General features: G+C 71.2%; 20 protein-coding genes. 11 read left to right on the top strand and 9 right to left on the bottom strand.

From position 1 onward, the window contains the following. Positions 1–462: 462 nt before the first annotated feature. The 3 genes from O7612_RS12020 (at position 463) to O7612_RS12010 (ending at position 4,262) form a co-directional block, all read left to right on the top strand. Positions 463–1,671, top strand: a complete 1,209-nt coding sequence (locus O7612_RS12020) for a class I SAM-dependent methyltransferase (protein ID WP_282273118.1) — start codon at positions 463–465, stop codon at positions 1,669–1,671. A gap of 26 nt (positions 1,672–1,697) precedes the next feature. After that, positions 1,698–2,711 carry a GDP-mannose 4,6-dehydratase gene (locus O7612_RS12015; protein WP_282273117.1) on the top strand — a complete coding sequence of 338 codons (1,014 nt, stop codon included), beginning with the start codon at positions 1,698–1,700 and terminating at the stop codon, positions 2,709–2,711. Positions 2,712–2,834: 123 nt separating this feature from the next. Beyond that, positions 2,835–4,262, top strand: coding sequence for a glycosyltransferase (locus tag O7612_RS12010; protein WP_282273115.1), 1,428 nt, complete (start codon positions 2,835–2,837; stop codon positions 4,260–4,262). Between the two features lie 38 nt (positions 4,263–4,300). Here O7612_RS12010 and O7612_RS12005 read toward each other — a convergent pair whose 3' ends face one another. The 6 genes from O7612_RS12005 to O7612_RS11980 all read right to left on the bottom strand — a co-directional run bounded on the left by O7612_RS12005 (position 4,301) and on the right by O7612_RS11980 (position 9,247). After that, positions 4,301–4,804, bottom strand: coding sequence for a cupin domain-containing protein (locus O7612_RS12005; RefSeq protein WP_282273114.1), 504 nt, complete (start codon positions 4,802–4,804; stop codon positions 4,301–4,303). Between the two features lie 42 nt (positions 4,805–4,846). Continuing rightward, on the bottom strand, positions 4,847–5,794 hold the full coding sequence (locus O7612_RS12000; RefSeq protein ID WP_282273112.1) for an NADP-dependent oxidoreductase: 948 nt from the start codon (positions 5,792–5,794) through the stop codon (positions 4,847–4,849). A 187-nt stretch (positions 5,795–5,981) separates the two neighbouring features. Next, the gene (locus O7612_RS11995; protein WP_282273110.1) at positions 5,982–6,836 is read right to left on the bottom strand and encodes a helix-turn-helix transcriptional regulator; all 855 of its coding nucleotides are present in this window, start codon (positions 6,834–6,836) and stop codon (positions 5,982–5,984) included. A 115-nt stretch (positions 6,837–6,951) separates the two neighbouring features. Next, entirely contained in the window at positions 6,952–7,824 is an 873-nt protein-coding gene (locus O7612_RS11990; RefSeq protein ID WP_282273108.1) for an alpha/beta hydrolase, read from the bottom strand. A gap of 19 nt (positions 7,825–7,843) precedes the next feature. Further along, positions 7,844–8,413, bottom strand: a complete 570-nt coding sequence (locus tag O7612_RS11985) for a DJ-1/PfpI family protein (protein ID WP_067304207.1) — start codon at positions 8,411–8,413, stop codon at positions 7,844–7,846. Between the two features lie 90 nt (positions 8,414–8,503). Continuing rightward, on the bottom strand, positions 8,504–9,247 hold the full coding sequence (locus O7612_RS11980; RefSeq protein WP_282273105.1) for a GntR family transcriptional regulator: 744 nt from the start codon (positions 9,245–9,247) through the stop codon (positions 8,504–8,506). Positions 9,248–9,608: 361 nt separating this feature from the next. On the opposite strand from O7612_RS11980, the gene O7612_RS11975 reads away from it, so the two are divergent. The 7 genes from O7612_RS11975 to O7612_RS11945 all read left to right on the top strand — a co-directional run bounded on the left by O7612_RS11975 (position 9,609) and on the right by O7612_RS11945 (position 17,925). Further along, positions 9,609–10,994 carry an extracellular solute-binding protein gene (locus O7612_RS11975; RefSeq protein ID WP_282273103.1) on the top strand — a complete coding sequence of 462 codons (1,386 nt, stop codon included), beginning with the start codon at positions 9,609–9,611 and terminating at the stop codon, positions 10,992–10,994. Beyond that, positions 10,991–11,941 carry a sugar ABC transporter permease gene (locus O7612_RS11970; RefSeq protein ID WP_282273101.1) on the top strand — a complete coding sequence of 317 codons (951 nt, stop codon included), beginning with the start codon at positions 10,991–10,993 and terminating at the stop codon, positions 11,939–11,941. The genes O7612_RS11975 and O7612_RS11970 overlap by 4 nt, the downstream gene beginning before the upstream one ends. Beyond that, positions 11,941–12,855 (top strand): carbohydrate ABC transporter permease, encoded by a 915-nt coding sequence (locus tag O7612_RS11965; RefSeq protein ID WP_282273099.1) that lies wholly within the window; start codon positions 11,941–11,943, stop codon positions 12,853–12,855. The genes O7612_RS11970 and O7612_RS11965 overlap by 1 nt, the downstream gene beginning before the upstream one ends. Continuing rightward, on the top strand, positions 12,855–13,922 hold the full coding sequence (locus O7612_RS11960; RefSeq protein ID WP_282273097.1) for an ATP-binding cassette domain-containing protein: 1,068 nt from the start codon (positions 12,855–12,857) through the stop codon (positions 13,920–13,922). Before O7612_RS11965 ends, O7612_RS11960 begins: the two co-directional genes overlap by 1 nt. Next, a complete protein-coding gene (locus tag O7612_RS11955) occupies positions 13,922–14,998 on the top strand; it encodes an ABC transporter ATP-binding protein (protein ID WP_282273095.1) in 1,077 nt (358 codons plus the stop codon). Before O7612_RS11960 ends, O7612_RS11955 begins: the two co-directional genes overlap by 1 nt. Before the next feature lie 125 nt (positions 14,999–15,123). Further along, complete coding sequence (locus tag O7612_RS11950) at positions 15,124–16,584, top strand: NAD-dependent succinate-semialdehyde dehydrogenase (protein ID WP_282273093.1); 1,461 nt, start codon at positions 15,124–15,126, stop codon at positions 16,582–16,584. 132 nt (positions 16,585–16,716) lie between these two features. Then, positions 16,717–17,925, top strand: coding sequence for an iron-containing alcohol dehydrogenase (locus O7612_RS11945; RefSeq protein WP_282273091.1), 1,209 nt, complete (start codon positions 16,717–16,719; stop codon positions 17,923–17,925). A 59-nt stretch (positions 17,926–17,984) separates the two neighbouring features. Here O7612_RS11945 and O7612_RS11940 read toward each other — a convergent pair whose 3' ends face one another. Together O7612_RS11940 and O7612_RS11935 are read right to left on the bottom strand one after the other, a co-directional pair. After that, positions 17,985–18,761 carry a maleylpyruvate isomerase family mycothiol-dependent enzyme gene (locus O7612_RS11940; RefSeq protein WP_282273090.1) on the bottom strand — a complete coding sequence of 259 codons (777 nt, stop codon included), beginning with the start codon at positions 18,759–18,761 and terminating at the stop codon, positions 17,985–17,987. Between the two features lie 334 nt (positions 18,762–19,095). Further along, the gene (locus tag O7612_RS11935) at positions 19,096–20,295 is read right to left on the bottom strand and encodes a caspase family protein (protein WP_282273088.1); all 1,200 of its coding nucleotides are present in this window, start codon (positions 20,293–20,295) and stop codon (positions 19,096–19,098) included. A gap of 20 nt (positions 20,296–20,315) precedes the next feature. On the opposite strand from O7612_RS11935, the gene O7612_RS11930 reads away from it, so the two are divergent. After that, on the top strand, positions 20,316–20,681 hold the full coding sequence (locus O7612_RS11930; RefSeq protein ID WP_282273086.1) for a hypothetical protein: 366 nt from the start codon (positions 20,316–20,318) through the stop codon (positions 20,679–20,681). Positions 20,682–20,695: 14 nt separating this feature from the next. Here O7612_RS11930 and O7612_RS11925 read toward each other — a convergent pair whose 3' ends face one another. Then, complete coding sequence (locus O7612_RS11925; protein ID WP_282273084.1) at positions 20,696–25,090, bottom strand: Hsp70 family protein; 4,395 nt, start codon at positions 25,088–25,090, stop codon at positions 20,696–20,698. Between the last annotated feature and the right edge of the window lie 324 nt (positions 25,091–25,414).

The following is a 25,414-nucleotide window of genomic DNA, read 5'->3' as shown; positions in this document are numbered from 1 at the left end:
GTCGTCCCGCCGACCCTCGCGGTAACGACAATACGGTGTCGGTCGATGTGCGTGACCCCTAGAAAAGCCCTTAGTCCGCCGCGGAGGAGCGCGCCCACGAGAATTGACTGCGGCGATTGAACGGTCCCCCTAGCTGTCCCACCCAGTTAGGGGTTCCGGTTTTCGCCGTCGCCCGATGAATATGGGCGACATGACCAGACGGACGCTGACCACCGGCATTGGTGGCCGGGGACCTTCATGCCCTTCCGCAGCGCTGTCCGCCGGGTGGGGGCCGCGGTGCGCGGGGTGACCCGGCCGGAGCACCACCTGCTCTTCACCGGGTCAGCGGGGTGTGGCTGACCAGCGGCGGGCCACTCGACCGACGGGTCCGCACCGCGCGACCGGGCGGTGCGCGCCGGGCCGTCGTCGGCCATGACATGAAGCCAGGATCGAGAAGCCACACGGGGCGAGAGGGTCAGCCGGATGAACTGTCAGATCTGCTCCAGCAGGAAACTCGTACACGTCGTGTCGCTCGGGCACCACGCCCTGCCGGACGTCTTCGTGACACCGGCCGAGGCGACCGAGCCGTTCACCGTCTACCCGCTGGATCTCTACGTCTGCGGACAATGCTGGCTCGCCCAGATCGGCTACCAGGTCGATCCCGATCTCCTCTTCCGGGACTTCGTCTACACGACGGAATCCAATCCCGCCTCGAAACCGCATTTCGGCAGGCTCACCGCCTCGCTGGTCGAGCGTTTCCAGCTCGGGACCGAGGACCTGGCGGTCGATCTCGCCAGCAACGACGGCACCCTGCTCGAACAGTACGGCGGACGGGTCCGGGTGCTCGGTGTGGACCCCTCGTCGGCCACCGCCGGGGCGACGGCGAAGGGCGTGCCCACCATCGTCGACTTCTTCACCGAGGCCACCGCCAAGCACATCCTCGCGACCTGGCAACCGGCCAGGGTGATCACCACGATGAACGCCTTCGCGCACATCAAGGAGCTGGACGCCTTCATGGGCGGCGTCGTGACACTGCTGGCCGAGGACGGCGTCTTCGTGAGCGAGTCGCACCATCTCCAGAACGTCATCACCGGGATGCAGTACGACCTCATCCATCACGAGCATCTCCGGTTCTACTCCCTGCGACCGTTGACGGTGCTGTTCGACCGCTACGGGCTGGAGATCTTCGATGTGGAGGAGACCACGACCCAGGGCGGCTCCATCCTCGTCTACGCCGGCCGGACCGGCGTCCGCCCGGTCTCGCCCAACGTCGAGCGGCTGCTCGCGCAGGAGGCCGCCGCCGGTCTCTACTCGATCGACACCTACACGGACTGGGCGGCCCGGTTGGCGCAGTCGAAGCGCCGGCTCGTGTCCCTGCTGTACGACCTCAGGTCGCAGGGGGCGACGATCGCCGGGGTCGGGGCGTCCGCCAAGGGGAACACCATCCTCAACTACTGCGGCATCCGACCGGACCTGCTCGACTACATCACCGACGGCTCGGCGCTGAAGCAGGGGAAACTCGCCCCCGGTTCGCTGATCCCGGTGACCGCCGATGAGGAGCTGCTCGACCGGCAGCCGGACTACGCGCTCGTCCTGACCGCGAACCTGAAGGACATCATCATCCGGAAATTGAGAGGAAAAGGGTACCGGGGCAGGTTCATCGTCGCCGGCGAAGTGCCTTCCACCGAGTAGACGGCGACAGGTCTGAAGGGATTATCATGAAGAGGGCTCTGATCACCGGGATCGCCGGGCAGGACGGCAGTTACCTGTCGGAGTTCCTGCTCGCCCAGGGCTACGAGGTCTGGGGCATCGTCCGCCGCAACTCCGTGCCGGAACACCAGATCTCCCGGATCGGCTCGCTCGGTGACCTGCATCTCGAATACGGGGACCTGCTCGACAGCGCGTCGCTCGAACGCTGCATGCGACTGGCCGCGCCGGACGAGATCTACAACCTGGCGTCCCAGAGTCACGTCCGGATCAGCTTCGACATCCCGCAGTTCACCGTCCAGGCGAACGCCACCGGGCTGTTGAACCTGCTCGAGGTCTACCGGAGGGTCGCCCCGGAGGCGCGCTTCTACCAGGCGAGCTCGTCGGAGATGTTCGGCAACTCGGTGGACCCGGACGGCTTCCAGCGCGAGACGACACCCATGAACCCGGTCAGTCCGTACGGGTGCTCCAAGGTCTTCGGTTACCACGCGGTCCGCAACTACCGTAAAAGCTACGACCTCTTCGCGGTCAACGGCATCCTGTTCAATCACGAGAGCCCGCGGCGAGGGTCGAACTTCGTCACCAACAAGGTGGTGAAGACGGCCGTCCAGATCAGGCACAAGCTCGCCGACAAACTGGTGCTCGGCAATCTCGACTCGCACCGGGACTGGGGCCACTCCAAGGACTACGTACGCGGGATGCACATGATCGTCAATCACGAGGTGCCCGGCGACTACGTGATCGCCACCGGCCACACGCACTCCATCCGGGAACTCTGCGAGCACGTCTTCGGCAGACTCGGCATGGACTACCGGGACTACGTGGTGCAGGACGCCAGGTTCATGCGCCCCTCGGAACTCACCTATCTGCGGGGTGACTCCTCGCTCTTCCGCTCGACGTTCGGGTGGGAGCCGGAGTACACCTTCGAGGCGCTGCTCGACGAGATGATCGAACACTGGGAATCGGTCCTCGGCCGGCGGGACGGGTCGAGAATGGCCGGTCTGCTCCCGGTGCTGCCCCGGTAGAGCGCCCGCGACGGCGGGCACGGTCCACCCCCCGACCACGGCCGCCGTCCACCCGCCGTCCGCCCGGCCTCGGCCACTGTCCGCCCGACCACAGCTACGGAAAGCCGGAGTGGGAGACGCCCGATGAACGTTGCGCCCGACGAGATCCCCCCGCCCGCCGGACCGCCCGAGCGGGCGGTCCGGGTACTCCTGGCGTCGCTGCCCAGCACCGGGCTGATCAGGCCGCTGCTGGAGATCGCGCAGGAGCTGAACGAACGCGGCGTCGCCGAGCTGTGGTTCGCCTCCACCGAGGAGGGACGCGACGCCGTCGAGCGGATACCGGGGCCGGACAGGGTGCGCTTCGTGTCGCTCGGCCACTACAAGGCCGCGTTGGATCCGAGCCGGTGGGACGACGCGACACTCGCGTCGATGAGCTCCCCGTCACGGCTGCGCAACCTCGCGGCCTTCCTCGACAAGAACGTCGACCACGAGTACACCGCGCAGCAGTACGACCGGGCCGTCGCGGAGTTCGCCCGGGTCCGGCCGGACGTGGCCGTCATCGACCTGTGCACCCCGTGGGCCATCGACGCGGCCGTCACCCTCGGCGTGCCGTACGTGCTGAGCGTGCCGGTGCCGATCAGCGGGGTGTACCTCGACCGGCTGCCGTGGAGTTTCCCCACACCGTTCTCCGGGCTCCCGCTCCGGATGAGCCGCCGCCAGCGGCTCGCGAACGTGGCGTTCCGGCTGGGGGCGATGGCGACGTACGCCCGCCCGCGCAACCTGCTCCCCATGCTGGCCGCGACACGCCGACGGAGAAGGGCCGGCATCGCCAACGCGGCGGCCGTGCCGTCGCGGTACGCGGACGCCGCCGCCGCCGTCCTGTCCTTCTCCGTGTTCGGGCTCGAGTACCGGTTCCCGGCGGCCCCCGACCACCTGCACATGGTGGGTACCCTGATGCCGCGCGCCACCACCGCGGGCTCCGGGGACGCCGGGATCGACGCCTGGCTCGAGTCGTACCGCTCGGTGGTCTACATCGGGTTCGGCACGGTCATGCGCCCGACCCGTGAACTGGTGGCCGCCGTCGCGGCGGCGTGTACCCGGCTCGACCCGGACGTCGGCGTGCTGTGGAAGGTGTCCCGGGCGGCCGGTTCGGCCTTCTCCGACGCGCTGCCCGACCCCCCGCCCGACAACCTGAAGGTGGTGGGCTGGGTGCCCTCGCAGCTGGGCCTGCTGGCGCATCCCCGGGTGCGGGTGTTCTTCGGGCACGGCGGGGGCAACGCGGTCAACGAGGGCCTGGTGTTCGGCAAACCGCTGCTGATCCTGCCCTTCTGGATGGACTGTCACGACCTGGCGGCCCGGGTGGTCGAGGCGGGGGTCGGCCTGTCCGTCGACGGAGCCGACGTGGACCAGATCGTCGACGGGCTGCGCCGGCTGCTCGACGACGACGGGTTCCGCGACCGCGCGGAACGACTGGGTCGCCGCCTGAGCGAGGCCGGCGGGGTGGCCCGGGCGGCCGACGTGGTGCTGGCCTGCGCCCCGAGCCGTCGGTCGGCCGCGTCGCTGCGACCGTGAGCGTCGCGTCCACGCCGACCCCGCCGGCAGAGTGCCCGCTACAGGAACTCGCAGCGGTACGCCGGGGCCAGTTCCACCGCAAGGCGACGGCGTTGCGCCAGCTCGTCCGGGGTCAGCACCGGCGGTGGCGCGTCCCGGCCCGCCACGACGTCGCCGATCCGGGTGAAGTACTCGTCCTGCCCGGCGGGGGTGCACATGCACAGCATCCGGGCCGGTGCGCCGGAGACGTTGCGGAAGTGGTGCGGCGCGTTGGCCGGGACGTTGATGGTGGACCCGGCCCGTACGGTGTGCCGTTCCCCCCGGAAGGTGAACTCGATCTCGCCGTCGAGGACGGTGAACATCTCCTCGAAGTCGTGCCGGTGCGGCGGCGGACCGCCCCCGTCGGGCACCCGCATGTCGATCAGGCAGTACCGGCCGCCGGTCTGCGCACCGGTGATCAGCATCCCGTAGGTGTTGCCCACCAGCGAGACGTACGTCGTACCGGGGTCGTCGGGGTCCGCCACGGTCAGCGGGCGGGACGGGTCGTCGGCGGGAAGGGTCATGGTCGGCTCCCTCGGTGCGTGGTCGGACGGGTCGGCGGGTGATCAGGCATCGGCCACCACGACGACGACCTTGCCGCTGGGCAGCGCGCCCCCGGCCGCGTCGGCGTGCAGCGCCGGCAGGTCGGCCAGCGGCACCCGCCGGGCGACCTCGACGCGCAGCTCGCCGGTGTTCACCCGGGCGGCCAGGTCGGCGAGCTGGTCGGCGTCGCTGCGGACGAACAGGTCGATGCCGCGCACACCGCGCTCCTCGTCGGCGGGAGCGGGCATCCAGACGGTGGTGTTGACCAGCGTCCCGCCGTCCCGGATCAGCGTCACCAGCGCGGCGAGCTGTTCCGGGGTGACCGGCGCGAGGTTGAGCACCAGGTCGACCGGCTCGGTCAGCGTCGCCGTCACGTCGGTGGCGGTGTGGTCGATCACCTCGTCGGCGCCGGCGGCGGCGACCCGGTCGGCGCTGCGCGGGCTGGCCGTGGCGATCACCCGGGCACCGGCCTCCTTCGCCAGTTGCACGGCGTAGCCGCCGACCGCGCCACCGGCACCGTTGACCAGCACCCGCTGGCCTGCGACCAGCTTGCCGTGGTCGAACAACGCCTGCCACGCGGTCAGGCCCACCAGCGGGAGCGCCGCCGCGTCGGCCAGCGGGATGCTCCTGGGCGCCCCGGTCAGGATCTCCGCCGGTGCGGTCACGTACTCCGCAGCCGCTCCGGCGTCCGTCATCGGCAGGAACCCGATCACCCGGTCGCCGACCGCGACGTCGTCCACGTCGGCGCCGACCGCGTCGACCGTGCCGGCGACGTCGATGCCGGGGGTGTGCGGCAGCACGACCGGGATCGGACCCTGCATGAAACCGGCACGGATGTTGGCGTCGACGCCGTTGAACGACGTCGCGGCGACGCGGATCCGGACCTGACCGGCACCGGGGACGGGCCGCTCGACGTCGTCCTGGCGCAGCACCTCGGGACCGCCGAACTCGTGGAACCGCACTGCCTTCATCGTCGAACCTGCTTCCGTGAGTGCCGTCGGTGTGCCTCGTACCCGCAGCGGTCCCGACCCCGGGCCGGCCCCGGTGACACCGCCGGGGGTGCGCGGGCGTCCAGTCCGCTTTCCCGACGTCGCCCGGAGGCGGCCACCGGATCCGCGTCGCTGGAGGCGTCACCCAATCTCGCAGGATCCGGCGTGCTCAGCCTGGGCCGGACTGGCCCACCCTGATGACGGCCGGTCCCCCGGTGCCACCGACGATCTCCGCGAGCCGCGCCGCGTCGGTCGAGCCCGGCGCCGCGGTGAGCAGCAGGGCCGCCAGGTCGTCGCCCGGGATGGCGAGCAGACTGCCGACGAGGGTGACGGGGTCACCCACCGGCTGGTGGAACGCGGCGCTGCTCGCGTAGGTCGTCACCGGTCGGGGCGTGCGCCACAGGGTGTCGAACGGACGGCTGCGGCTGCGCATCTCGTCCACCAGCGCGGCGAGCGACACGTCACCGGGATAGCGCAGCAGCGTGCTCCGCAGGCGGGCGACGAGGACCGCCTCGTGCACGGTCGCCTCGGTCGCGGACTGTCGGAACGCGCGGCACGGGTCACAGAACGTCCGCCACGCGATGTTCCACTCCCACGGCCCGCCGGTGGGTTCCCAGTGCCCCAGCGCCAGGAACGCGCTGTTCACCGCGACCAGGTTCATCGCCGCGTCGGAGACGAACATCGGCGTGTCCGGGAACCGCTCCAGCAGGCCCAGGGCGCCCGGTCCGATCTCGTTCGGCACCTGGCCGGCCACGGCGGCGTACCCGGCCAGCGCGCAGAGCCGCTCGTACTCCGCCCGCCCGACGCGCAGCGCGCGGGCGATGGCGTTCACCACGCCGGCTGACGGATGGCTGCGCCCCTGCTCCAGCCGGCGTACGTAGTCGGCGGACATCCCCGCGAGTTCGCCGAGTTCCTCCCGCCGCAGCCCCCGCACCCGCCGCCGGCCGACCGGTAGCCCGACGGCCGCCGGGGCCGTGCTCTCCCGCAACTGGCGCACCGCGGCACCGAACTCGTGACCTCCCACTGCCCCAGTGTGCCCCGGGCGGTGTGCGCCGCCACCGCCACGCCCGGCAGCGGTGTCCCACCACACCCGGCCCCGGGTCGGTGTCGGCGTCAGCCGGGCCGGGGCGGTGCCGACGTCACCGGGGCCGGGGCCGGGGCGGTGCCGTGGTCACGCGGCGGTCAGGGGCACGTTCGTCGTGCAGGAAGCACGACAGCAGGTGCCGGAACTCGTGCGGGTGCTCGACCGCCGGCACGTGCCCGCACCGGCCGAGCACGTGCAGCCGGACGTCGGCCAGGTGGGCGAGCAGGGGCTGGGCGGCCGTCCCGAGCGGGGTGACCCGGTCGTCGGCGCCATGCACGAGCAGCACGGGCGCGCGGACCGCGGCCAGCGTCCGCGCCGGGAGGGCCAGGTCGTCGGCCCAGCGCGCCCGGGGTGGCGGGAACAACGACGCGTACGCGGCCGCCCCCGCCCGCATCGCCGCCGCCCGGTCAGCGACGGCCTGGTCGGTCACGAGCGCCTGGTCGAGGACGAGGCGGCTGAGCATGTCCCGGGCCCCGGCCGGGCCGGCGGGGGCGGCCCAGATCGCGTCGAGGTCGGCGGAGAGCGGCGCCCCGGGGGCACCCATCGTCGAGACCGCCACGACCCGGGTGACCTGCCGGGGGCGCGCGGCCGCCAGGGCCAGCGCCACGGCACCACCCATGGAGTGACCCACCACGGCGTAGGTCCCGGCTCCGAGGGCGTCCATCAGGCCCGCCGCCTGCGCCGTCCACAGCCGGAGCCCACCCCGGGAGCCGGCCGGGACGGGGGTGCGGCCGAACCCGGCCTGGTCGGGGGCCACCAGGTGCCAGGACCCGCCGAGCGCCTGCGCCGTCGCGGCCCAGCTGCCGGACCCGGTGGTGCCGGGTCCGGAGCCGTGCAGCATCAGCACCGTGGGTCCGGCACCGCTCCCGCCGCTGACCATGACGTGGACGGGGGAGCCGTCGACGTCGACCGTCCGCAGCTCCGTCACCGGGGCAGGCCGGCTCGGGTCATGCCGACGCGGGGTCGACGGACTTCGTGAAGACCTCCATCATCGCCCTGCCGAACTGCGGCATGTCGGGCCAGCCCCGGCAGGAGACGAGGTTGCCGTCCACCACGTCGGGGGCGTCGACGACCGTCGCGCCCGCGTTCTCCATGTCACCGGTGATGGGCGGGAAGCACGCCGTCCGGCGGCCCTTCAGCAGCCCGTACACCGCGGGTACCTGCGCGCCGTGGCAGACCAGCGCGATGGGGAGGTTGCGCGCGAAGAAGTGCTCGGTGATCCGCCGGACGTCGGCGTCGACCCGGATCCACTCCGGGGCACGTCCCCCGGGGATGATCAGGGCGTCGTAGCGTTCGACGTCGACCTCGGCCCAGGGCACGTCGACCGGCAGCTTCCGGCCGTTCTTCTCCACGTAGGCGTCGGAGTCGGGGTCGAACTCGTGGATGACGAGCTGCACGTCCCGCATCGTCCGGGACGAGACGTCGACGTCCCAGCCGCCTTCCTGGACGCGGTAGTAGGGGTACATGGTGTCGAGTTCCTCGGCGGCGTCGCCGGTCAGGAGCAGTGCTCTGGGCACCTGCTTCTCCTCGCATCCAGGGGGCGGTGGTGGGTAGATCAGATCCGATCCGATCTGGTGGAGCCAGCATTCCTCGGCCCCGCCCGCCCGTCAAGCCTTGACCGCCACGGTGTCCCCGCTCTCGGCCTCGTCGAACAACCGCCGGAACCGCTCGCCGGAGCGCAGGATGTGCCGCCGCATCGCGTAGGCGGCGGCGTCCGGGTCACGCGCGGCGATCGCGGCCACCACCTCCTCGTGCTCGGCCATCGCCAGGTGGGTGACCTGGGTGTCGTGGTGCAGCCGGAAGAGGTGCACGTGGCTGTGCAGGCGGGCGAGCGCCTCCCGGACGACCTGGTTCTCCGCGCTCAGGGCGACGAGGTCGTGGAAGGCGGCGTCGCGGAGCCCGAAGGCGCCGTAGGCCGTGGGTCCGGCGCCCCCCTCCAGCTCCGCCATCTCCTCCAGCATCCGGCGCAGACCGGCCACCTGCGCCGAGGACGCGCGTTCGGCGGACCTGCGGGCCGCCGCCGGTTCGAGCAGGAGGCGGACCTCGAGCATGTCCTCGAAGCGGTGCCGGGTGATCTGCGGGGGAATCCGGTAACCGGCGTGCGGCACCCGTACGACCAGCCCTTCGGCCTCCATCCGGTTGAGGGCGTCCCGGATCGGGGTCTGGGAGACCCCCAGCTCGCGGGCCAGGACGTCGATCGTGACCCGGGAGCCCGGCTCGATCCGCAGCGACATCAGCTGTCCGAGCAGCGTGTCGTACACCTCGTCGGCGAGCCGGCCGCCGGACCTTCCCGGCGGCGGTCCGCCCGGCCCGGCCCGGCGGCCCCGGGCGGTCATCGCTTCGTCGTCCATCGTGACGTGCGGTCCTCTCTGGCGTGCCCGGGAACCTGTTGACATCGGTCACCACGCTGCGACATGCTGACGCCCCCACCGGATCGTATAGGAAAAGTGCCGGACGCCCGCCGTCCGGCACCATCGCGGAACCGCCCGCCATCGTTGCACCTCGAACATCCCGAGCTCTGACGAGCCCGCTCGGCGTACCCGTGACGCCGGTCCGCGGGTCGGCCCCGCGACACCCCCGGCACCAGGCCCGAACAACCCAGCGACCGCGCGGCGAAGCACATAGCGAGGCTCAGAAGTCCCCATCCAGAAAGCAGGCGACAAGATGCGGCATCCCAGGCGAACAGGACGAATGTCGGCTCCGGTGCGGAAGGTGCAGTTGGCGACCGCCGCCATGTTGCTGGTGGCCACCACCATCACGGCCTGCGGCGACAGCGGGGACGACGACGCGAAGGCGAGCGCCCCCAAGGCGCCGGCGACCATCCCCGAACTCACCACGGACCCGCTGACCCTCAGCTTCATCTGGTTCGACTGGCCCCCCGCCCACGCGCTGGAGGCCTTCGCGAACGCGGAGTACAAGAAAGAGCGGCCGAACGCGACCATCAAGGTCAACACCGTGCCGAACGCGAACTGGCACGACGCGATCTTCACCCAGTTCGCCGCGCGCAAGACCGACTTCGACATCCCGATCCTGGACTCGCAACACATCGGCGAGGCCGTGACGAACGGCAACATCCTCGACCTCACCGACTTCGTCAAGCAGAACATCGACGTCCAGGCCTACAACCCGTACCTGCTGGCGGCCTACGGCCAGTTCCCCCAGGCCGAGACCGGCAAACGCGACGAGAACGCCAGCCTGTACGGCCTGCCGCTGCTCGGCGACACCTGGACGATGATCTACCGCAAGGACCTGATCGGCGACAAGCCCCCGCAGACCTGGGACCAGATGATCTCCGTCGCCGAGAAGTGCCAGGCGGACAACCCGGGCGTCAGCGGACTGGCGTTCCACCAGGCCAACGGCTCCGACGCGGCGGCCGTCACCTACAACACGGTCAACGGCGTCTACGGCGGCAATCTCTGGGACGCCAAGAGCCGCAAGATCGACGGCGTCCTCAACGACGCCGCCGGCCAGGAGGCGATGGACGTCCTGGTCAACAAGATGAAGCCGCTGACCGCCAAGGGCTCCGGCAACTGGTTCATCGACGAGGTGAACGCGGCCGTCGCCCAGGGCAAGGCGTGCATCGCGTTCAACTGGATCGCCGCGAGCGGCGGCCTGCTCGACCCGAAGCAGTCGACGCTCGGCACCACCCGGGAGCAGATCCTCACCAAGCTGGGCTTCGCCACCCTGCCGACCCAGAAGACGAACCTGGTCCCGCTCGGCGGGATGGGGATGCACGTGTCGGCGTACTCCCCCAAGGCGAACCAGGCGGAGGCCCTCAACTTCATGAAGTGGTTCGAGCGGGCCGACGTCCAGAAGAAGTGGGCCGCGGCCGGTGGCGTGCCGGCGCGTACCGACGCCCTGCAGTCGCCCGAGTTCCTCAACGCCGGACCGTTCAACCAGGTGTACACCGACTCGGTGCCACGGATGCGGGACATGTGGAACGTGCCCGAGTACGCCCGCCTCGTCGACATCGAGAACACCAACGTCAACGCGGCGCTCAACGGCGCGAAGAAGCCGAAGGAGGCGCTCGACGACATCGCCAGGGAGCAGCAGAGCGTGCTCGACTCCGGCAACCGCAAGGGCGGCGGCGGACTGTGAGTGAGCCCGCACCCCCGACGACCGACCACCCCGGGCAGGTGGCGTCCGCGACGCCGCCTGCGCCGGGTCGGTCCCGCCGACTGGGCGACCGCGGGCTCGCCGTGGCCTTCGTCTCCCCCGCGCTGCTGCTGTTGCTCGGCATGTCGGTGTTCCCGTTGCTGTGGGCCTTGTACCTGTCCTTCACCGACTACTCGGCCACCCGTGGCGGTCCCGCGCACTTCGTCGGGTTCGGCAACTACACCGCCATCCTGACGTCGGCGCAGGTCCACCTGAGGGCGCTGACCACCCTGATCTACGTGGTCGGCGCGGTCTCCCTGCAGACCGTGCTCGGCTTTTCCATCGCCTATTTGATCTCCCGGCGCACCCACGGGCGGGGGGTGCTGACCACCCTGTTCCTGGTGCCGATGATGCTGTCGCCGGTGGTGGTCGGGCTGTTCTGGCGGTTCATGCTCGACGCGCAGTTCGGCGTGGTCAACAGCATGCTCGGCTCGCTCGGCCTCGGGCAGGTGGAGTGGCTGACCAAGCAGCGGACGGCGCTGCTGTCCCTGATCGTGGTCGACACCTGGCAGTGGACCCCGTTCATCATGCTGATCGCCCTGGCGGGCCTGACCGCGGTGCCGAAGTACCTGTACGAGGCCGCCTCGATCGACCGGGCGTCCGAGTGGTTCCGGTTCCGCACCATCACCCTTCCGCTGGTGTGGCCGCTGCTGCTCATCGCCGTGCTGTTCCGGGCCATCGAGGCGTTCCGGCTGTTCGACCTGGTCTACATCCTCACCAGCGGGGGTCCGGGCGTCTCCACCGAGACGTTGTCGTTCCACGTCTACAAGGTCGCGTTCCTGGGCTTCAACACCGGCACCGCGTCGGCGTACGGGATCCTCATGGTCCTCGTCGTCATCGTCCTCACGCAGCTCTACCTGCGCTATCTGAACAAGCTCAAGGAGGACTGATGGCCGTCTCCGTCGACGTGGCCGGGTCCACCGGTGCGGCCCGGGACCACCCACCCCCCGCCCGCCGCCGCCGTCGCGGCCGGGGCCGCGCCGTGCTGGAGGTCGCGCTGCTGACCGCGCTGGCCGTGGTGATGCTCTTCCCGGTGCTCTGGATGATCGAGACGTCCATCAAGGACAACCGCGACGTCTACGCCGTCCCGGCGAAGTTCGTCGACTTCCAGGTCACCCTGGACCACTTCCGGGACGTCTTCGTCGCCCCCGACGGCGGTCGCTCGGCGCTGTCCGTGGCGTTCCTCAACTCCGTCGTGGTCGCCGGGGTCTCCACCGTGCTGGCCACCGTGCTGGGGGTGCCGGCGGCCTGGGCCTACTCGCGCTTCGCCCTGCGGGCCAAGAAGGACCAGCTGTTCTTCATCCTGTCCACCCGGTTCATGCCGCCCGTGGTGGTCGTGGTGCCGATCTTCCTGATGTACCGGCAGGTCGGGCTGATCGACACCAAGCTCGGCCTGATCCTCATCTACGCCGCGTTCAACGTCCCGTTCACCATCTGGATGATGAAGGGGTTCGTCGACGAGGTGCCCGCCGAGTACGAGGACGCCGCCATGCTCGACGGCTACACCCGCCTCCAGGCGTTCTGGAAGTTCACCCTGCCGCTGCTCGTCCCCGGCATCGCCGCGACGGCGGTCTTCGCGCTCATCTTCTCCTGGAACGAGTTCGTGTTCGCCATCTTCCTCACCTCCAGCGACGACGTGCGGACCGCGCCGCCCGCCATCGCCGGCCTGATCGGCGGCACCACCGTGGACTGGGGTCTGGTGGCCGCCGCCTCGGTGGTCTTCGCCCTGCCGGTGCTCGTCTTCGCCTACCTGGTGCGCCGGCACCTCGTCGCCGGTGTGACGCTCGGGGCGGTGCGACGCTGATGGCGGGCATCGACGTGACCGCCCTGCACAAGCGGTACCCGGACGGGACGGTGGCGGTCGACCACGTGGACCTGTCCATCGGCGACGGCGAGCTGTTCGTGATGCTCGGCCCCTCGGGGTGCGGCAAGACGACCACGCTGCGGGCGGTGGCCGGTCTGGAGCGGCAGACCACCGGTGACATCCGCATCGGTGACACGCTGGTCAACGACCTGCCACCGGCCGAGCGTGACATCGCGATGGTGTTCCAGTTCTACGCGCTCTACCCGCACCTGCGGACCCGGGACAACCTGGCGTTCCCGCTGCGGGCCGAGGGGCTGCCCAAGCCGGAGGTGCAGCGGCGGGTCGCCGAGGCCGCCCGGCTGATGCGGCTCGGTCCGCTGCTCGACCGGCGGCCACGGCAGCTGTCCGGCGGCGAGCAGCAGCGGGTGGCGCTCGCCCGCGCCCTGGTACGCCGACCGCGCGCCTTCCTCATGGACGAGCCGCTCACCAACCTGGACGCGGAGCTGAGAGCGGACATGCGTACCGAGATCAAGCACCTGCAGGGGGAGCTGGGCGCGACCATGGTCTACGTCACCCACGACCAGGTGGAGGCGATGTCGCTCGGTCACCGGATCGCGATCCTCAACAAGGGTCGGGTCGAGCAGATCGGCACGCCGCTGGAGGTCTACGACCGGCCGGCGAGCCTGTTCTGCGCGGCGTTCATCGGCTCCCCGCCGATGAACCTGATCGAGGTGGAGGTGGCCGACGGGAAGCTGCGCGGTCAGGGCGGACTGGTCCTCACCCCGCCGCCGGACCTGCCCCGCGACCGTCCGCTGGTCGCCGGCGTCCGCCCGGAGGCCCTGGAGGTCACGGCACCGGGGACGCACGGGTCGGTCCCGGGCCGGGTGGTGTCGGTGGAGTGGCTGGGCGACGAGATCATCTACGTGGTGGACCACGGTGGCCGGCGCGAGGTACGGGTCCGGATGGCACCGACCGTGCGGTTCGCCGCCGACGCGCCGGTCGGGCTGCGGCACACCGGCGGCATCCCGGCGGTCTACGACACGCACACGGAAAGGCTGGTGGCCTGATGGGAACCGTGGCGGTGCGCGGGCTGCGCAAGTCCTTCGGCCGGGTCCAGGCCCTGGACGGGGTGACGCTGGACGTGCCGGACGGCTCGTTCTTCGTCGTGCTCGGCCCCTCCGGCGCGGGCAAGACGACGACCCTGCGGGCCATCGCCGGCCTGGACCGGCCCGACGCCGGATCGGTGCACCTGGACGGCAGGGACGCGACCGGCGACGCCCCGGCCGACCGCGACCTGGCCATGGTCTTCCAGAACTACGCCCTCTACCCGCGCCACACCGCGTACGAGAACATCGCCTCGCCGCTGCGGGCGCGCCGCCGCTCCCCCGGCGAGATCGCCGACGCGGTGCAGCGGATGTCGAGCCTGCTGCACATCGAACGGCTGCTGCAGCGGCGTCCGGCGCAGTTGTCGGGCGGTGAGATGCAGCGGGTCGCCCTGGCGCGGGCGCTGGTCCGCAGCCCGCGCGCGTTCCTGATGGACGAGCCGCTGACGAACCTCGACCTCAAGCTCCGGGTCGAGATGCGTACCGAGCTGACCCGGATCCACCGCAGCCTCGGCGCGACCTTCGTCTACGTGACCAACGACCAGGTCGAGGCGCTGTCGATGGCCGACCGGGTGGCGGTGCTCAAGGAAGGGCGGGTGCAACAGGTCGGCACGCCGACCGAGGTGTACGAACGTCCCGCCAACCAGTGGGTCGCGGGGTTCGTCGGGAGCCCGCCGATCAGCCTGCTCGCCTGCCGCGCCGAGGGGGACCGGTTGGTCGGTGCGGCGGGCTGGACGCTGCCGCGGCCCCGCGCCACCACGGCGCGGGACGGGCAGGCCCTGCTGCTGGGCCTGCGGGCGGAGGACCTGTCCGTCGAGACGCGGGGGTCCGCGTCGCTGCCGGGGGAGCTCTACGGCCTCGAACCGCTGGGTGACCGCACGGTGGTCGACGTCCGGGTGGGAACGGAGATCCTCAAGATCAAGGCACGACCCACCATCACCGGTACGCCGGGCGAGCGGCTGCTCGTCACGGTCGACCTGGACCGGGCACACCTGTTCGACGCGGGCACCGGGCTGTCGCTGTCCGAGGCCGGGCGGTAGCCGCACCGACCCGGGTGGCGAACACGCCCCCCGGGGGACGGGCGCGGCCGGTCCGACCGTACGGGGGCGCGACCGCCCGGGTCCGCCCCCGGCCATCACCACGAGGATCAACAGGAGGCGACGCGATGAGTGATCCGATGGACGTCCTGGCTCCCGAGCACCGGCGGCTGCGCATCGGCGGCGACTGGCGCGACGCGGCGAACGGCGCCACCTTCGCCGTCGAGGACCCGGCCACCGGCAGGACCATCGCCGAGGTGGCGGACGCCGAGGTCGCCGACGGTCTCGCCGCGCTGGACGCGGCGAGCGGGGCGATGGCGCAGTGGGCGGCGACCCCGCCGCGCAAGCGGTCGGAGTTGCTGACCGCGACGTACCGGGCGCTGACCGCGCGGTCCGAGGAGATCGCCCGGCTGATCACGCTCGAGATGGGCAAGCCGCTCGCCGAGGCGCGGGCGGAGGTGGGCTACGGCGCCGAGTTCTTCCGGTGGTTCGCCGAGGAGGCGGTCCGCGTCGAGGGGCGCTACAGCACCGCTCCCGCCGGCGGATACCGCATCCTCACCGTGCCGAAGCCGGTCGGGCCGTGCGTCTTCGTGACGCCCTGGAACTTCCCGCTGGCCATGGGCGCCCGCAAGATCGCCCCCGCGCTGGCCGCCGGGTGCACCACGATCACCAAGCCGGCGGGCCAGACACCGCTCACCATGCTGCTGCTGGCCCGGATCATGGAGGAGGTCGGCGTCCCTGCGGGCGTCGTCAACGTGGTGACCACCCGGCGTTCCGGCGACGTGGTCTCCGCACTGCTGGCCGACCGGCGGACCCGCAAGCTGTCGTTCACCGGGTCGACCGAGGTCGGGCGGGTACTGCTCCGCCAGGCGGCGGACAACGTGCTGCGTACCTCGATGGAGCTGGGCGGCAACGCGGCCCTGATCGTGTGCGCCGACGCCGACCTGGACGTCGCGCTCGACGGCGCCATGGTGGCCAAGATGCGCAACATCGGGGAGTCCTGCATCGCCGCCAACCGGATCTACGTCGAGGAGCCGGTACGCGAGGAGTTCACGGCGCGCTTCGCCGAGCGGATGGGCGCGCTGTCGGTGGGCCACGGCCTCGACGACGGGGTGGACGTCGGGGCGTTGATCGACGAGGCCTCGGTCACCACGATCGACGGGCTCGTGACCGACGCGGTCGACCGGGGCGCCCGGGTCCTGGTGGGTGGCAAACGTCCGGGCGGGCCGGGTCACTTCTACCCGCCCACCGTCCTCGTCGACGTGCCCGACGACGCGCGGATGCTGGCGACCGAGATCTTCGGCCCGGTGGCGCCGGTCATCGCGTTCACCTCCGACGACGAGGTGCTGGCGAAGGCCAACGACACCGAGCACGGTCTGGCCGCTTACGTCTTCACCCGTGACCTGCGGCGGGCGCTCCGGTTCGCCGAGGGGCTGGACACCGGGATGCTCGGTGTCAACCGTGGGCTGATCTCGGACCCGTCGGCCCCGTTCGGCGGCGTGAAGCAGTCCGGGATCGGCAAGGAGGGCTCGCACGAGGGAATCCTCGAGTACCTCGACCTCACCTACGCGGCGGTCGACCTACCGTGACCGGCCCCCTGCTCCGGCCGCCCGGCGCCCGCGCCACCCCGGCGGCCGACCTCGCCGATGCCGTCCCGGTCGCGTGTGTGGCCGGCACGCCCGCCCAGCAGATCGCCGCCGACGTTCCGGAGAGGCACCGCCATGCTTGAGACCGTCCGCGGCCCACGCCAGCTCATCGTGGGTGAAGGGGTCGCGCAGAACATCCCCCGGGTGGTGGCCGAGAGCGGCTCGCGCGTCCTGGTCGTGACCGACCGGGTGCTGCTGGGGCAGCCGGGGGTCGCCGGGATCGTGGCCGCCGTGCGAGAGCGGGTCGAGGCCGTCGCGGTGTTCTCCGACGCGACGCCGGACGTGCCGCTCACCGACGTCGACCTGGCCGTGTCGGCCGCCGCCGAGGTGGACGCGAACGTGATCCTCGCCATCGGGGGCGGCACGGTGATCGACCTTGCCAAGATCGTCGGGGTCATCCGGCGGCACGGTGGGACGCCACGCGACTTCTACGGTGAGTCGCGGGTGCCGGGGCCGACGATTCCTCTCGTCGCCGTCCCGACGACCTCGGGCACCGGCTCCGAACTCACTCCCGTCTCGGTGCTGACCGACCCGGACCGCGCGCTGAAGGTGGGGGTGTCCAGCGTCCACATCGTGCCGGACTTCGCCATCGTCGACCCCGAGCTCACCTACACCTGCCCGGCGACCGTCACCGCCCACTCCGGCATCGACGCGTTCTGTCACGCGGTGGAGAGCTACACCGCGCGACCCCGGCCGCACGGACCACGCGACCCGGTGGAGCAGGTCTTCCTCGGCCGCAACCCGGTCACCGACCACTACGCGCTGCTGGCCGCGGAGCGGATCGCCCGCAGCCTGCGTCGGGCGGTCAGGGACGGCGGCGACACCGAGGCCCGCGCGGACATGTCCTACGGGTCGATGCTCGCCGGGCTCGCCTTCTCCCACGCGGGCAACGCGGCCCCGCACGCGCTCCAGTACCCGATCGGCGCGGCCACCCACACGCCGCACGGCCTGGGCGTCGGGCTGCTGCTGCCCTACGCGCTGGACGCGGCGAGGGACGCCGTCGGCGACCGGCTGGCCGACCTCGCCCGGGTGTGCGGGCTCGACGTGGCCGACGCCTCCGACGCCGAGGCCACCGACACGTTCCTCACCTGGCTCGACGGGCTGCTCGCCGACATCGGCATCCCGGCCACCCTGGCGGACATCGGCGTGGCCCGCGCCGACCTCCCACGCTTCGCGGAGATGGCCGGTGGCGTCACCCGCCTGATCCAGAACCATCCCGGCCCGACCGACACCGCCAGCCTGACCGCGATCCTCGAAGCGGCCTGGACCGGGGACCGGACCTGACCGCACACTCGGTGCTCCCCGCCGGCACCACCCCGCGCCCGGTGGCCCGGCGGCGTGTCCTACTCCCCCGGCTCCCAGGCGATGAGCTGCTCGAAGACGCGCCGGTCGCCCTCGATCCGCAGCGCGTCCATCGTGATGCGGCCGTAGCAGAACATGACCAGCTCGTGGGCCGTCCCGCGGGCGGAGGCCCAGGTCACCGCCGGGACCTCGGCGGCGACCGGGTCGGGGAGGCGGGCGGTCCGGGCGCCGTCGGCGGAGAACCAGATCCGCCAGGAACGGCCCTCGACGGCGTGGTAGTCGATGACCGCGGGCTCGTGCGGCCACGGGAACGTCGTCGCGACGCAGGTGGTCAGGAACTCGTCGACACCGTCGAGGGCCACCGCGACCGGCAGCGGCTGCGGGTCACCCACGGTGACCTGGGCGTCGTAGGTGTGCACGGCGACCTGCTGGAGCTGGTGCCGGGCGACCGCGCCGGTCGTCTGCGGCGACTGCGACGGGCCCCACCACGTCCAGCAGCCGCGGTCCGGGCCGGCCTCCCGCAATGCGTCCAGCAGCTCCCGCGTCGACGCGGTGAACCAGGCCAGCAGGGCGGCACGCTCCCGGGGCGCCGCCGGAGCGGACACCTGCGGGGGCGCCCCGGCGGGTCCTGCGGCCACGGTGACCGCCCACCGGTGACGGCCCTCGCCCAGATGCCGCACCAGGTCGAACAGCGTCCACTCGGGGCAGGTCGGCACCTGCACGTCGAGGCTGGGCGCCGCGGCCACCGCCGCCCGGAAAGCGTGCGACCGTTCGTCCATCAGCCGCAACAGATCGGCGAATCCCAGGGTCTCGTCCACGGCAGGTTTGTACTACCGCCGCGCGCCGGACGCCAGCGGATTTACTGTCGCCGGCGGCGGGATCGGGTGGTGGATCCGCCTGCTCGGGATCCGTGTCGTCGCTCAGGACGGAGCCGCCAGCCGTGCCGCCCGGGCGGTGGAACGGTCGTCCGTCGCATGGACGGTCTCCCCCAGGCCCAGCTTCGCCCGGACCGTCTCCACCCGGTGGTCGATGGCCCACCCCCGCCGGTCCTACCGCGCCCGGCCCGGCCGCCCGCAGGAGGGAGGGTGTCCCGGGCTGCGCCGTGTCGCAGGGTTGTCGCCGACGAGCGAGACGAACCGGTGTATCCGGGCGTCAGCTCCCGGCGACGGGCCTGCCGGCGGCCGGGTTGCGGACCAGGGCCAGGGTTTCGGCGGCTCCGGTGAGGCGCTGCTCCGGAGCCGGCCGGCCGAGTCTGCGCAGGTGACGCCACACCGGCCGGTACATCTCGGTGACGCGCAGCAGGCTCTCGCCGTTGTCGACGCCGTGGCGCATCACCTCCAACAGGGCGCCGGTGAAGGTGGTGTTGCGCTCGCCCGCTGGTGCGTACGAGGGCCGGACCGCCGAGGTGCTGGTCAAGATGTAGGTGCCGGCCATGTCGAGCAGCGCGGTGCTCGAACCCATGGCATCGATCGCCCGGCCGGAGAAGCAGCAGTCGAGGATCACCACACGTTGGCGGGCCGGGCTGTCCAGGATCGCCTGCCTGATCTTGGCATACGGCAGGCCGTCGAAGTGCTCGTAGCCGGGGGTGCTCTCCGGCAGCGCCAGGTAGAGCTCGCCGTCCGGGCCCACCGTGCCGTGGCCGGCGAAATACACCACGAGCGTGTCGGTGACCTCCGCGCTCAGCGCAGCGACCCGTCTCGCCGCGGTCAGGTCCGGGTTCAGGATCTGGTGGATCCTGGCGGGGTCGAAACCGCCGTGGTCGTGGTCACCGAGGATCTGGGACAGGTCGCTCAGGTTGTTGCGCACCCCGGTGAGGTCGACGATGTCGCTACTGGCGTACTCGGCGGATCCGATCAGCACGGCGACCGAGTCCTCAGCCCTGGGAAGTCTGCTGTGGATGACCGTGGCCGTCGGCGGAACCTCGTCGTCGGTCAGGGCGGTCAGGCGGCCTAGGTCAGCGCGCAGGTCGGCCAGTTCGGCGGCGAGCATGAAGTGCTGTACGGCGAGCATGGCCGCACCCGCGCTCCGGAGGCGATGGATCGTTCCCTCCAGATCGTCGGTTGTGGGGGGACGGCCGTCGCGGCTGGCGCGCAGGATCTCGTGGGCCTTGCGCTGCACCGCCCGCGCGGCACGGACTTCGGCCGCCGACTCGATGTCGGGGCGGTGCCCGCCCAGCTCGGTCGCGCAGTCCTCCAGCAGGAAGGCGATCTGGTAGTCACCGGCACCGATGGCTTCCCGCTGGGCGACGGCGAGGCGCTGCAGGAGTGCGTCGAATTCCCCGACGGACGGATAGCGGAGTGCCCGTATGTCGTCGAGCATGGCCAGCCCTTCGGTCACGACCGCGTGTTTCATGGCCCGGATATGATGAGTCGGTGCCGACGACCATCACGATCGATTCGACCGAGCCGGAGATCTTCGCTCTCGCGGACTGGTGCCGTCGTGACGACACCCTGCGCACGGCCCGCATCGCCCCGGTGTCGAACCGGGCGGCCGAACCCGGGGCAATGGGCCTCCTGTCGGACAGTCTGCAGGTGGTGTCGGACCACGAGGCTCTGCTGACGGCCGTCGCCACCACGGTCGGTGTCTGGCTGGGTACGCGGCACCGCCGGACCAGGATCCGGGTACGGCACGGCGAGCGGTCCGTGGAGATCGACACCGGACACCTGAAGGATCCCGAGAAGATCGCGTCGTTCATCACGCGACAGCTCGACCCGGCCCGGGACGCCGACAAGGACTGATCGACGTCGCTTCATCAGCGCGGTGGTTCGGGTGACTCGAACCGCTGCCAGCCGGCGTCCCGGAGCAGTGGCAGGATCGCCGCGACCGAGAAGGCGAAGGTGCCGGCGGCGGCCACCTGCCGGTGCCGGGCGGTGACCACGCCGACCACCTCGCCCAGATCGGTGACGACCGGGCCGGTCCCGGTCAGTCGCGTCGCCGACTCGCCGAGCTTGATCATGGGTAGGTGGCCGCCGAGTGAGCGTAGGTCGTCAACCACCGCGCTGTGCACGCACCGACGCGGCGGCTGCGCGGTGCTCGTCCCGCCGGCCCAGAGTTCGTCACCGATGCTGACCAGTCGCGGGTAGCCGAGGCGCAGCGGCACTGCGCTCACCGGGGCGGCCAGCCGCAGCACCGCGAGGTCGACGGCGGAATCCTCCGGTACGAAGAGCTTCTCCACGGCCACCCGACCCGAGTCGAGCTCGACGATCACCCCGGCCCCGTCCGTGGTGTCGCCCAACAGGTGCCGATCGATGATCAGGTGCCGATCCGAAACCAGGAAACCGTCACCCTCACCGGGGTGCGGCCCACCCGAAGGAACGCGCACCGTCGCCGTCGCCGCGTCGATGACACCGGCGAAGCTCTCCGGTCGGAGCTTGCTGACCGAAGTCACCACCAGCAGGTTCGCGTGCGAGGTCAGCGTCGCGCGGTAGCCGTCGAGATCGTCGGTGTGCGCCAGGCAGTGCAGGTGACGTCGGATGTCGTCGGCCTCCACCAGGGAGCACTCCGTGCCACCGGCGATCTTCAGCGCGGCGACGTACTCCGCCGAGTCCACGTGCCGACGGAACCGCAGCACCGGATCCGGCTCGGCCAGTTCCAGCCCGTGCAGCACCGCGTTCCAATGCGCCAGCTTCGCCAATCCCGGCCGGAGGGGCTCCAGCATCTCCGTCAGTTGCTGTTTCAGCAGCAGCCCGGTCTGGAGGCCGGCCGTCGCACCTTCGGTGCGATGCCGGGCAAGGTGCTGCCGCGTCTTGAGCGTGAGGTCACGCAACGGGGGGAGCCAGGCCAGGACTTCCGCCTCGATCAGCCGGGCGCCGGCGAACATCTCGCCCAGGACGCGCTCGGTGCGCTCGTCGGGGCGCACGCCCGCGCCGGGGGCGAACCGTTCCAGCCGGCCACGGAACTCGTCCTGGAGGTGCGCCGCCGTCACCCGGTCGGACTCGTCCATGAGGGCCGTGAGTTCGTGACCGAGCTTCTCCCATTCCTTCTTCTGCAGGTAGTCGCGCTTGAGCTCGGCGACCTGATCGGGAGTGAGCAGCGTCGGATCGGTGATCTCCAGGGACCGGGAGACCCCCGTCCGCACGTCGAGGGCGGTGACCGTGAGCAGGCAGCTGGTGTTGATGGCGAAGGTCACCTTGATGACCGGGGTGCCCCGCGGCGCCGGCTCGATGCCTGCCAACTCGAACTCACCGATCTTGGTCTCGTCGCCGCCCAGGTGGCTGTTGAAGACCTCGACCAGGACCTTCTCCTGGTTGTCGTACCGGGTGGTGAAGTCCTGTGAGCGCTTGACCGGAATGGTGCTGTCGGCTGCGATCAACACGGACAGATCGAAATCCTGATCGTTGACGGCGACCCGGATGCCGAGATCGAAGGGGGTCACGTCCATGATGAGTTGCTCGTCGTCGAGCTTGCCGTCGCGGGACGCACCGAGCATGGCTGCACCGTTCGCCACCGCCAGCCGGTTGTCCGTCACCCGGGTGCTGCGCAGGCCCAGGGCGTCCTCGAACACCCGCTGGATCAGCGGCGACCGCATCGGTGCGCCGATCAGCAGCAGATTGTCCGGTGCGGTGCCCCAGGAGGCGCGCAGCTCCACGCAGTGATCGCGCAGCTGCTGCAACGGGGCGCTGACGCTGCCCGCCAGCTCGTCACGGGTCAGTCGCACGGTGACGTCGGAGCCGTTGAAACCGACCAGCGTGTAGTCGGCCTCGGTGCGCTCGGACAACTCGACCTTCAGCATCTCCGCCGCGACGTCGAGCTGCCGGCGGGCACGCTTCCCCACCGGGATCAACAGCCCACGGGAACGCAACTGGCGTTCGAGAAGCTCGACGATGGCGGCGTTGAAGTCGTTCCCGCCGAGCTGGTTGTTGCCCCGGACCGCGCTGACCATGAAGACGTTGTCACCCACGTCGAGGATGCTGAAGTCGAGCGTGCCGCCGCCCAGGTCGGCGACGACCACGCCGTTCTTCAGCCGGCGCTCCCGGGTGGCGTCGATGCACGCCGCGGTCGGCTCGTGGATCAGCTGCTCGATGGTGACGCCGGCGATCTCCCCGGCGGCCCGGGTAGCGCTCTTGGCATTGGTGGAGAAGTACGCCGGGATAGTGACGACGAGCCGGTCGCGGCTGACCGTGAGGTCGTGGTGCCGGTCGGCCCAGTCCAGCCATTCGGACCTGACCTCGCCCAGCTCCGCGCTGGCCCGCCGCCCGATCTCCTCGCGTACCTGCTCCGCGAGGTACCGCTCGACCTGCTCGCGGGCGTGCGAGATCAGATGGGCGGCGACCTGCTCCGGTCGGTAGAGACGATTGCGTACCCGGTCGACCTTCCCGGTTCCCATCCGGCGCTTCGAGCCGCTGATGTAGTCGACGATGTCCGCCTGCAGCAGACCGTGCCCGCTCAGGCCGACCCGTTCCTCCCCTGCGTCGTCGATGCCGAGGGTGGACGCGAACTGGAGGGGGCCACCCCAGGTCGAGGGCACGGGTTGTTTCACCGCGGTGTCGTAGATGGCCGCGCAGCAGGTGCTGGTGCCCAGATCCAGGCCCCAGATCCGGGAGAACCGCGCGTCGACGGTGGCCCTAGCCTCCCTGACCCAGGCCTCGATGTGCTGCTCGAACTGCCGGCGTGCCTCGCCGTCGACCCGGGACAGAGTCGTCTCGGCCTCGTACCGCAGCTGCTCGGGGACCTTGACATCGGTACTCAGACGCCGCAACTCTTCCAACGCCCGGGTCTGCGAGCCGCGCTGCTCGACGGCGTTGAGGCAGATGTGCACCAGCTCGGCGACGTCACCGCTCTGCCGCAGGCACTCCGCCAGGCGTGGGTCCTCGACGGCGTCGTCACGCAGCCAGCGCAACAGGCAGCGGGCGGCTTGGACGTAACGTTCCGCGCGGAAGTAGCGGTCAGCGGCCTCGGCCAGCAGCCCGGCCTCGTCGTAGATGCGGGCCGCGCCGACCAGGTCCCCACCGGCCTCGCGGGAGGCGGCCCGAGCGGCGAGACCTTCCGGTGTCGGGTCGTGCATGTTCAGTCGCAGCACCTCACCGTGCCGCCCGGCCCGATGGAAGAGACCCACCGCACGGGCAGGGTCGTTCGCGTCCTCGGCCCGCTCGGCCGCCGGCGACAGTTCGCCTACCGCCTCCTCGAAGAGGCTCCACTCGGCGAAGACCTCCTGGCGGCGGGTCGCCTCGCACCGGTCCACCACCGCGCCGTAGTGCCGCCGTCCGAGCGCCGTCACCGCGTCACGCTGCAGGGTGAGCGCGGTGCGGCAGTCGAGCACCGCCGGAACCTCCTGCGTCCGGCCGAGTTGCCCGGTGAGTTCATCGAGCTGGCGCGCCGCCGCAAGGAAATCCTGCTGATGCAGCAGGTCCGCCACCGCGGACTGGCTCCTGACGACAAGGTCGGCGAGGCGCTCAGGCTCGCCTGCCGGGCAGGTGCACACCGCCTCGCGCAGCTCGCCGAGCGCCTCGTGGCATCGGCTTACCCGTGAGTCGTTGCCGGCAGCGCGATAGTAGGCGATGGCCACCCGGTGCCCACCGTCGTGCGCGTGCAGGTCACCCAGACGATCAGCCAGCTGTGCGGCCCGGGCGTCCGCGCCCGTGGTGCGGGCAAGCCCGAGCCCGGCCTCGGCGTCCTCGATCCGGGGCGAGGTCAGGCAGCACTCCATGGCCTCCTGCTGCTGGCGAGGGCTACGCGCGAGGCCGACCGCCGCACGCCCGTGGCCCAGGAAGACCCGCACCTCGAACAGGTCCGGCACCTCGTCTTGGGCCACGTCGGCGAAGTAGGTGGTCCACAGCTGCCGGTCCTGCGCCAGCGTCGCCCGCTTGACGTACGAGCCGATCGCGAGTTCGGTGGTGCCGGTGGTCAGGATCCCCAGCTCCTGCCAGCGCAGCAGCCAGTGGATCAACGCATTCGCGTCGTTGCTGCGACCCACCAGCGCGGCGAGCCGATCGCGCGCCTCCACCCGACGGTCGAGTAGACCCACGGTGCAGGCGATCTCGAAGGCCACGGTGACCGACTCGAGGTCGTCGCGACGGATCAAGCCGCCGAGCCACTCGTCGTCCCGCGGGTCGAAGGCCAGTTCGTACCGCCCACGTGGCACACGTGCGTCGTATTCCCGGAAGATCGCCGCGGCCTGCGCGCTGTCCTCGTCGAGTAGAGCGCGCACGGTTCGGCCGTACTGGGCAACCGCCCGGTCGAGAGCCTTGCCGGAGAGTCCAGGCTGGGCGAAACCGGCTTTCAGCCGCTCAATCTCCCGAGCCGTACCCCGGTTGGTCAGCCACCTCACCTTCGACCCGACCTCCACACTGGACCGGACTTGCCTGCGAGTGGCGAGAATAGTCGAGCGACGTCACCTCCCGACTGGACGGCGTCGGAATGGACGAGTGCACTCCGACGATGACGAGAGTCGACAACCGGCGGTTACCCAACGCCACGACCGATGAGCTTCCCACTGGTCGTCGGAGGTCGACACTGAACTGCCTGAACCCGA

It is taken from the genome of Micromonospora sp. WMMD987 (genome assembly GCF_029581435.1).
Lineage (GTDB): Bacteria > Actinomycetota > Actinomycetes > Mycobacteriales > Micromonosporaceae > Micromonospora > Micromonospora rifamycinica.
The sequence above is the reverse complement of the archived record's forward strand: the minus strand, read 5'-3'. Positions and strand labels throughout refer to the sequence as shown.

Excerpts from the sequence above, each read along its gene's own strand:
- O7612_RS12020 (WP_282273118.1), top strand. The coding sequence starts at position 463 with ATGAACTGTCAGATCTGCTCCAGCAGGAAACTCGTACACGTCGTGTCG.
- O7612_RS12015 (WP_282273117.1), top strand. The coding sequence starts at position 1,698 with ATGAAGAGGGCTCTGATCACCGGGATCGCCGGGCAGGACGGCAGTTAC.
- O7612_RS12010 (WP_282273115.1), top strand. The coding sequence starts at position 2,835 with ATGAACGTTGCGCCCGACGAGATCCCCCCGCCCGCCGGACCGCCCGAG.
- O7612_RS12005 (WP_282273114.1), bottom strand. The coding sequence starts at position 4,804 with ATGACCCTTCCCGCCGACGACCCGTCCCGCCCGCTGACCGTGGCGGAC.
- O7612_RS12000 (WP_282273112.1), bottom strand. The coding sequence starts at position 5,794 with ATGAAGGCAGTGCGGTTCCACGAGTTCGGCGGTCCCGAGGTGCTGCGC.
- O7612_RS11980 (WP_282273105.1), bottom strand. The coding sequence starts at position 9,247 with ATGGACGACGAAGCGATGACCGCCCGGGGCCGCCGGGCCGGGCCGGGC.
- O7612_RS11965 (WP_282273099.1), top strand. The coding sequence starts at position 11,941 with ATGGCCGTCTCCGTCGACGTGGCCGGGTCCACCGGTGCGGCCCGGGAC.
- O7612_RS11960 (WP_282273097.1), top strand. The coding sequence starts at position 12,855 with ATGGCGGGCATCGACGTGACCGCCCTGCACAAGCGGTACCCGGACGGG.
- O7612_RS11955 (WP_282273095.1), top strand. The coding sequence starts at position 13,922 with ATGGGAACCGTGGCGGTGCGCGGGCTGCGCAAGTCCTTCGGCCGGGTC.
- O7612_RS11950 (WP_282273093.1), top strand. The coding sequence starts at position 15,124 with ATGAGTGATCCGATGGACGTCCTGGCTCCCGAGCACCGGCGGCTGCGC.
- O7612_RS11945 (WP_282273091.1), top strand. The coding sequence starts at position 16,717 with ATGCTTGAGACCGTCCGCGGCCCACGCCAGCTCATCGTGGGTGAAGGG.
- O7612_RS11935 (WP_282273088.1), bottom strand. The coding sequence starts at position 20,295 with ATGAAACACGCGGTCGTGACCGAAGGGCTGGCCATGCTCGACGACATA.